Source organism: Corynebacterium sp. 401_CJEI (assembly GCF_001076435.1).
Classification (GTDB): domain Bacteria; phylum Actinomycetota; class Actinomycetes; order Mycobacteriales; family Mycobacteriaceae; genus Corynebacterium; species Corynebacterium jeikeium_D.
Genome location: NZ_JVIP01000037.1, coordinates 1 through 8,062 on the forward strand (window position 1 = coordinate 1; position 8,062 = coordinate 8,062).

The 8,062-nt window shown below is 55.4% G+C and carries 6 protein-coding genes; 3 read left to right on the forward strand and 3 right to left on the reverse strand.

Going from position 1 to position 8,062, the window contains the following annotated elements; genetic code table 11:
- Positions 1-43: 43 nt before the first annotated feature.
- Both ADM64_RS08255 and ADM64_RS08260 read right to left on the reverse strand, forming a co-directional pair.
- Entirely contained in the window at positions 44-1,228 is a 1,185-nt protein-coding gene (locus ADM64_RS08255) for an IS256-like element IS3503 family transposase (protein WP_049193114.1), read from the reverse strand.
- Between the two features lie 153 nt (positions 1,229-1,381).
- Positions 1,382-2,962: a helicase-associated domain-containing protein gene (locus ADM64_RS08260; protein WP_016421371.1), complete on the reverse strand. Its 1,581-nt coding sequence runs from the start codon at positions 2,960-2,962 to the stop codon at positions 1,382-1,384.
- A gap of 114 nt (positions 2,963-3,076) precedes the next feature.
- Between ADM64_RS08260 and ADM64_RS08265 the strand changes: the two genes are divergently transcribed.
- From ADM64_RS08265 to pbp2m, 3 genes are all read left to right on the forward strand, one after another.
- On the forward strand, positions 3,077-3,937 hold the full coding sequence (locus ADM64_RS08265) for a LysR family transcriptional regulator (RefSeq protein WP_012360809.1): 861 nt from the start codon (positions 3,077-3,079) through the stop codon (positions 3,935-3,937).
- Positions 3,934-4,764, forward strand: a complete 831-nt coding sequence (locus ADM64_RS08270) for a serine hydrolase (RefSeq protein ID WP_012360808.1) — start codon at positions 3,934-3,936, stop codon at positions 4,762-4,764. Before ADM64_RS08265 ends, ADM64_RS08270 begins: the two co-directional genes overlap by 4 nt.
- A gap of 113 nt (positions 4,765-4,877) precedes the next feature.
- Positions 4,878-6,659 (forward strand): penicillin-binding protein PBP2M, encoded by a 1,782-nt coding sequence (gene pbp2m / locus ADM64_RS08275; protein WP_049172619.1) that lies wholly within the window; start codon positions 4,878-4,880, stop codon positions 6,657-6,659.
- 66 nt (positions 6,660-6,725) lie between these two features.
- On the opposite strand, the gene ADM64_RS08280 is transcribed toward pbp2m, so the two are convergent.
- Complete coding sequence (locus ADM64_RS08280) at positions 6,726-7,910, reverse strand: IS256-like element IS3503 family transposase (RefSeq protein ID WP_049193114.1); 1,185 nt, start codon at positions 7,908-7,910, stop codon at positions 6,726-6,728.
- Positions 7,911-8,062 lie beyond the last annotated feature (152 nt).

Genomic DNA, 8,062 nt, shown 5'->3' on the forward strand with positions numbered 1-8,062 from the left:
GGGTTAAGTAAAGAAAAGTGTGTCTTTTCCGGGCGTGTTGCGGTTATTTGATCCAGCCTTTTTGGATGCCGAGGTTGTGTTGGTAGCTGGTGTCGATGGCGGTGTCGTATTCTGCTGGTGCACCGATGTCATTGGTAGTGGCTGTGGTGTTGTGGGTGATCAGGTCTGTTGCTGTGGAAAGTGCGTCTTGACCCCATCGTTGGTCCCTGGCGATCTTGACCGGATCGTCAGGGACTTCTGTATGTAGATACAGCCACCAATCCATCACTGTGCGTTGATGCGGTAGTGATAGTCCGCGGTGTCTGCGGGCTAGTTCTTTTATGGGGGCGTTGATGCCACCTTCGAGGCTGTTTGTTGTTGCTGCAAGGTTGTCGGGGTCGATGGTTGTTGGTGGGGGTTGCAGGTAGGTAAACAGCAGGTCTCTGCGGTGCAGAGATAGCAATGATTGATAGGCCGCTCGGACGCGTTGGTGGGTGTAGACCTTGGTGTAGGCGCCGGTAACGGGGTCTTTGATGGTGGTTTTCTCGTTCATCCATTCCCGGTAGGTGTGGTCGAATTCGTGCAGGTGGGCGACCCATGTGGATGCTTGGTCAAGGTCGGTGATGCGAGTGAGTTTCAGGGCTAGGCGGTAGAGGGTTTTGCCGGCATCGGTGCGGGGGTTGCTGGTGGTGTGGCGGCAGACTGTTCGTTGGGCGTGGACGAGGCAGCGTTGGATGCGTGTTGTTGGCCAGCAGTGGTGGATGGCTGATTGGGCACCTTGTCCGCCGTCTGTGACTGCGATTAGTGGTGCGGCAATGGGGCGTAGGAGTTCGGTGTAGGCGGCGGTGGTTTCGTGTCTGGCCCAGGTCCAGTTGATGACGTGGGTTTTACTGGCTGCGATCAGGAGGCATCCGGACTTTAGATAGGTCGCGTCGAGGAAGATTTGGTCATGGATGCGGAATGAGTCGATGGTGGGTGTGGGGATGATCCACCAGCACCATCGGAATCGGTGGTGCATGGTTTGCCTGGTTACGCCATGGTGTGCGGCGAAGGTGGTTAGAGATTGGGTGCCGGTGGCCCATTGGATGAACAAAGCCATGGTGGCGGTGTTTTTGTTGTGGGTTTGGGTGTTGCGGGTAAAGGAGTGTCCGCAGTGGGTGCAGCGCCAACGGGTGGTTGATTTGCTGGTGGTGCCGTTTTTCTTTGTGTTGTTGCCGCATAGTGGGCAGCTGGGGCGGTTGGTGGTCATCCTTTAATCCAACCGGTGTGCGGTTAGCACAAATGTGGCCGGAGGTGCGGGATGGTGTGGGTAATAGCTTTCGGGGAGCTATTCTTTGGTGATTTGTGGTGTGTGGTCTGGGGTTATGGTGGCATGCGGACACACTTTTCTTTACTTAACCCTCTAGCACGGCACGTCCACCGCAGCGATGCGGTGGGGTTGGATCGTGAGGCTCTCCCCGGTGGATTCGAGCACCGCGGAGATGGTGGAGGGGGTCATCATCACGATGGAGATCCAGTCATGGCTGGTGGCACCCGCATAGTCCACGTAGTGCAGGCGCACCTGTGTGCCCGCGGTATAGGCGCGGCGCAGCTCGGACATGATCTCCCGCGGCGAGCGGAAGGTCCGGGTGTCCGAGGCCTTCGTGCCGTCCGCCGGGTCCACGGCGATGGCCTGGTCGTGGGCGCGGCGAAAACCCTCCACGGCGCCGTCGATCTCCGAGGCGATCTCGGTGGAGTCCCCAGTGATGTCCATGATGTTGCGCTGGGGAGTATCCACGCGAGACGGGACACGAGCCGAGTGGGGTTCGGTGGCGGAGCCCTGCTGGAATGCCCTGGTGGCGTCGTCAATCAAATACCGCAGGGACTGGGGAACGGACGAGAGACCGCCGGGGGACATGCGATCCAGGAAGGCCTCGATGTCCTTCCATGGGGCGTCATAGCGCTTCGGCCCGATCAGGCTGAATACGTCGCCTTCGCGGCCGTCCTCGCGCACCAGGGTGGCGGTGAGCCCCAGACGGCGGCGAGACTGCAGGTCGGAGGTCATGCGGAACACCGGGGCAGGCAGCAGGTGAACCTCGTCGTAAATGATTAAGCCCCAGTCGCGGGAGTCGAACAGCTCCAGCGCCCGGTATTCGCCCTTCGACTTGCGCGTGACCACTTGGTAGGTGGCGATGGTCACGGGGCGGATCTCCTTCTTCTCTCCGGAGTATTCGCCGATTTCATCCTCCGTCAGGGAGGTGCGGCGCACTAGCTCGTCCTTCCACTGCCTGCCCGCGACGGTGTTCGTCACCAGGATCAGGGTGGTGGCCTTTGCCTTGGCCATCGAGGCCGCGCCGACCATCGTCTTGCCCGCACCACATGGCAGCACTACCACGCCCGAGCCGCCTTCCCAGAAGCTATCGGCCGCCATCTCCTGGTAGTCGCGCAGCTGCCATTCTTCGTGTTCCTGCGACAGCTCGATGGGGTGTGCCTCGCCGTCGACGTATCCCGCCAGGTCCTCTGCGGGCCAGCCGACCTTCAGCAGTTCCTGCTTGAGCCTGCCGCGCTCGGAAGGGTGCACAACGATCGAGTCCTCGTCGATCTCTGCGCCCAACATGGGCTTGATCTTTTTGTGACGCCGGATCTCCGTCAGCACAGCCCTGTCCGTCGTCTCTAGCACGAGCCCGTGCGCTGGGTGCTTGATGAGCTTCAGCCGCCCGTAGCGATCCATCGTGTCGGCAATGTCGATGAGCAGCGGCTGCGGGGCGGGGAACCGCGAGTAGGTTTCCAGCACGTCCATGATCTGCTCCGCGTCGTGCCCTGCCGCGCGGGCGTTCCACAGCGCCAGCGGGGTGATGCGGTAGGTGTGCACGTGCTCCGGCGCGCGCTCCAGCTCCGCGAACGGTGCCAGCGCGGTGCGCGCCTCCTGCGCCTGTTCGTGGTCGATTTCCAGCAGCACGGTCTTATCCGACTGCACAATGAGCGGTCCGTTTCCAATGCCCACGCTGTGTGTCACTTCCTTTTTGTTTATCGACGCCACCGCGACGGTGTTGCTCAAGCCAAAGACATCATTTTACGCTGCAGTGGTGCGAACTCGTGCTCCACTATGCTGAGACCCATGATTGCTCAGACGGGAAATCTGCGCCAATGGCAGTATTTCGTGGCTTTAGCGGAGACCGGTAGTTTTACAGCGGCGGCAGCGCGACTGGGAGTGAGTCAGCCGCCTGTCTCCAATGCCATTAAGCGCTTAGAAGCTGGTGTAGGTACACCGCTATTTATCCGAGGGGCGGGGGAAGTGAAACTAACCGAGGCAGGGTTGACCTTGCTTCCATATGCCCGGGTGATTAATCGCGATCTTCAGACTATGCATTCGATGATTGACGGTATCCGAAGTGGTGCGCAAAGCGGGTTTCGTTTGGCCATCAGTAGTGCGCTTCCAAGCGAGATAGGATCGCGTATTGCAGCAAAGGCACAGCAGCATGATGGAGTAGTTTTGTCGTCACTGCCTTCTGTTGAGATTCTTGCCCGTGTTGAAGAAGGCGCTATTCATGCGGGGCTTGTTCAAGCTCCGGTTCCCTTGGGTACTCACCGCAGTGCGAGGCAGTTTTCTCTGTCACGTGATCTAGTGGTGCCGCCGGGGTATTCAAGGTTGGATAAGACCTTGTCTCAATTGAATCTGCTGGTGGAGAACCTGAATGACAATTCAAGTGCAGCCAGTGGTTTGGCGAGAGAGCTATTTCGGTCGGGTGTGTCTTGCGAAATTAATGATTCAGAGGATGCTCTAGGTAGGGGCTTATTGATTGGAAGAGGGGAGGGGATGTCTTTGGTATTTCGCGGTTTTCACCAGTTTGACAATGCTATTGAGCTTCCTTCCCGTTTCGATTTTTCCGTGGATGTAGTGGTTCGCCGAGGTGGGATGGACAATGGCGCCGAGGCCATGGCGGTCGCCGAAAGAATTTGTCGAAGGATTAACCAATGACTGCACGGATGGAGATGGCCCTGGAAAACGTGTTGACGCGGTCGGGGTGTGAGGGATGGTGGTGTGCATCGCGACTGCACGATGGGGTGACTATCGGACGCAAACAAGACGAGAAAATTACGGTGGCATCCTTATATAAAATCCGGCTCCTCCACCTCACTTTGGAAGCGATTCAACGAGGTGATCTGGATCCTCGTCTTCGTGTTGACGTTGCACCGTCCAAAGGAACTTACGAAGGGTATGGGTTCGCTGCCTTTGATGACGCAGTGAACGTGAGTCTCCGAGACTTAATGAAACAAGTCGCATCGGTGTCAGATAACGTGGCCGCCCACGAGATTTTGCGTCTACTGCCTGCGTGGGCTCGAGAAGCATTTCTTAAACGGTTTCCACCTCATTATGACTTGCAAGATCGGAATAGCTTAGTGACGGCGGAGAAACAATTGCGTCAATATGTTCAATCCCAAGGGGGGAGTAGTACAGATATAGCGTTTTCTGCAGTCTCTTCGTTGGCGGAAATAACTAATGACTTGGAACAGGTTTGGAAAGACGATAGTGCAGCGGTACGTCGATCTATGTGTGAACTCTTGGGGTTGCAGGTGTGGCGTCACCGTGTTCCTTCAGGCTTTCCTCCAAGCGGCGTTGATATCTATGGAAAAACGGGCACTGTAGGACTTCTCCATGGTGAAGCTTCGATTATCCAGGTTGAGGGCGAGGAGCCCATTGTGGTGTCCATCATGCTGAAACAGGTGGTGCCAGAACAAGCAATGAGTACTCACGATGGTGCTATTGGCGAAGTGGCTAGACTGCTCGTGGACGCTCTTCGTTAGAATTTCTGCCACTTGAATACACACTTCTACCATCGCCTATATGTGAATGAAATGAGACAATTGCATTATGTGATATTGGTGGCATCCAATGCGTCTCACTTAACGTCACTCCCATGATGACTAAGCACAATCGTTTCCGTCAGTCGGTGATTGCACTCTGTTCGCTCTCCGCAGTGATGTTGAGCAGCTGTTCAGCTCTACCGTGGGAATCAGACTCAGACGTATTTCTCAAAGCTTTCAACGCGGGAGATGACAGCAAGGCTGCACGGTATCTGGATCATCCAGACCCGGAGCGCGCCCTTCATGAATTTCGGCAGTCACTTCATGGTGTGAAGGTCAACATCGAAAAATCTGATATTTCCAATGGAAAGCAGAATACTCATGTGACTTGGTCCAAAGATGGTGTGGAGTTGGAGAGCAATGGTCGGCTCGTCCTTAGTGGACAGGATGGTAAGCCTCAATGGTTGCCTTCGATCTTCGAAGCTCAGTTGAGCGATGATTCCGCACTCTTTTTTGCTGAAGATAAACAGTACGATCTTCCAATTAAAGATCGCTTGGGCAATGAATATATGACCTGGACGAAAGTTATTCAGGTACGAGGTCGCAAAGATATAGCCTCTAGAGCGCAGGAATTGGCCCAGATTTTTGCACCAGTGTCTCCCACAACGACTAAGGAGTGGATCGAGCAGACCTTGGGAGAGTCTCAGGATGAAGACACCGTGCTCCTCACTTTGAGGCAGGAAGAATTCCGGAAGATACAAGAGCAACTTAGGACCTTTGAGGGAATTTCCACTGTGGAGCAGGGGCGTCTCTTAAGCGTGTCCAAAACTCTTAACTCTCCGCTGGATGCTGAATTGAACAAATATTGGGAGTCAGTGCTCGATGCTAATTCAGGATGGTCGATACGCGCTGAGAGTTCACAAGGTATGACGACGGTAGCCTCTGAGCCGCCTCGCCGAGTTCAGCCAATCGCAACCACTCTGGATAACACACTGCAAAGCGCAGCAAAACAAGCAGTGGACAGTGAGCAACGTGCCGCAGTTCTAGTCGTGCTCAATCCTAGAACAGGAGGTGTCCTTGCCGTTGCACAAAATGACAAGGCAAATAACCAAGGGCCAATCGCACTCACCGGGCTATTCCCACCGGGATCGACGTTCAAAACTGTGACCACAGCGGCGGCACTAGAGGCAGGGGCAGTCAGCATGGATGAGGAACTACCTTGTCCTAGCAATATCACCGTCGCTGGACGCACGATTCCCAACGATCATGACTTCGATCTAGGTAGCGTTCGACTGGAAGAAGCTTTCGCCCAATCATGTAACACAACCCAAGCGGTCATTTCGGATCGTTTGGGAGAAGATGATCTGCAACGGACTGCTTTAGAACTCGGAATTGGCTCCGACTTCGACGTACCAGGGATGACCACACTTACTGGTTCGGTGCCGCGGACACCGGCTGGACCTCCTCGTGTGGAGGCTTCTATTGGACAGGGCGAGGTTCTAGCTAGTCCATTTGGGATTGCGCTCATGCAATCGACTGTCGCTAACGGCGGCTTGCTTGTTCCTCCACAGCTCATTCAAGGCGAACAGACAGTAGTGAATAAACAGGCAGACCAGCATGTCAGCGATACAACTATTCAAAGCCTCCGGACGATGATGAAATCAACAATTGACCACGGTTCAGCTAGGTCGTTGAGTGATCTTAGTGCACTTGGCGGAAAGACTGGTACAGCAGAAATTGATGGCAAGCTTTCCAATGGCTGGTTCGCTGGAACGACAGGGGAATTGGCGATTGCGTCCCTTGTAATCGAAGGAGATTCTTCTCAGCCAGCTGTGGAAATGGCCGGGCGTTTCCTTCGCTCGCCGGATGTTCAGAAATTCTCTGGAATTCAATAAACTTGCGTCATAACCTCTAGCACGGGTTAAGTAAAGAAAAGTGTGTCTTTTCCGGGCGTGTTGCGGTTATTTGATCCAGCCTTTTTGGATGCCGAGGTTGTGTTGGTAGCTGGTGTCGATGGCGGTGTCGTATTCTGCTGGTGCACCGATGTCATTGGTAGTGGCTGTGGTGTTGTGGGTGATCAGGTCTGTTGCTGTGGAAAGTGCGTCTTGACCCCATCGTTGGTCCCTGGCGATCTTGACCGGATCGTCAGGGACTTCTGTATGTAGATACAGCCACCAATCCATCACTGTGCGTTGATGCGGTAGTGATAGTCCGCGGTGTCTGCGGGCTAGTTCTTTTATGGGGGCGTTGATGCCACCTTCGAGGCTGTTTGTTGTTGCTGCAAGGTTGTCGGGGTCGATGGTTGTTGGTGGGGGTTGCAGGTAGGTAAACAGCAGGTCTCTGCGGTGCAGAGATAGCAATGATTGATAGGCCGCTCGGACGCGTTGGTGGGTGTAGACCTTGGTGTAGGCGCCGGTAACGGGGTCTTTGATGGTGGTTTTCTCGTTCATCCATTCCCGGTAGGTGTGGTCGAATTCGTGCAGGTGGGCGACCCATGTGGATGCTTGGTCAAGGTCGGTGATGCGAGTGAGTTTCAGGGCTAGGCGGTAGAGGGTTTTGCCGGCATCGGTGCGGGGGTTGCTGGTGGTGTGGCGGCAGACTGTTCGTTGGGCGTGGACGAGGCAGCGTTGGATGCGTGTTGTTGGCCAGCAGTGGTGGATGGCTGATTGGGCACCTTGTCCGCCGTCTGTGACTGCGATTAGTGGTGCGGCAATGGGGCGTAGGAGTTCGGTGTAGGCGGCGGTGGTTTCGTGTCTGGCCCAGGTCCAGTTGATGACGTGGGTTTTACTGGCTGCGATCAGGAGGCATCCGGACTTTAGATAGGTCGCGTCGAGGAAGATTTGGTCATGGATGCGGAATGAGTCGATGGTGGGTGTGGGGATGATCCACCAGCACCATCGGAATCGGTGGTGCATGGTTTGCCTGGTTACGCCATGGTGTGCGGCGAAGGTGGTTAGAGATTGGGTGCCGGTGGCCCATTGGATGAACAAAGCCATGGTGGCGGTGTTTTTGTTGTGGGTTTGGGTGTTGCGGGTAAAGGAGTGTCCGCAGTGGGTGCAGCGCCAACGGGTGGTTGATTTGCTGGTGGTGCCGTTTTTCTTTGTGTTGTTGCCGCATAGTGGGCAGCTGGGGCGGTTGGTGGTCATCCTTTAATCCAACCGGTGTGCGGTTAGCACAAATGTGGCCGGAGGTGCGGGATGGTGTGGGTAATAGCTTTCGGGGAGCTATTCTTTGGTGATTTGTGGTGTGTGGTCTGGGGTTATGGTGGCATGCGGACACACTTTTCTTTACTTAACCC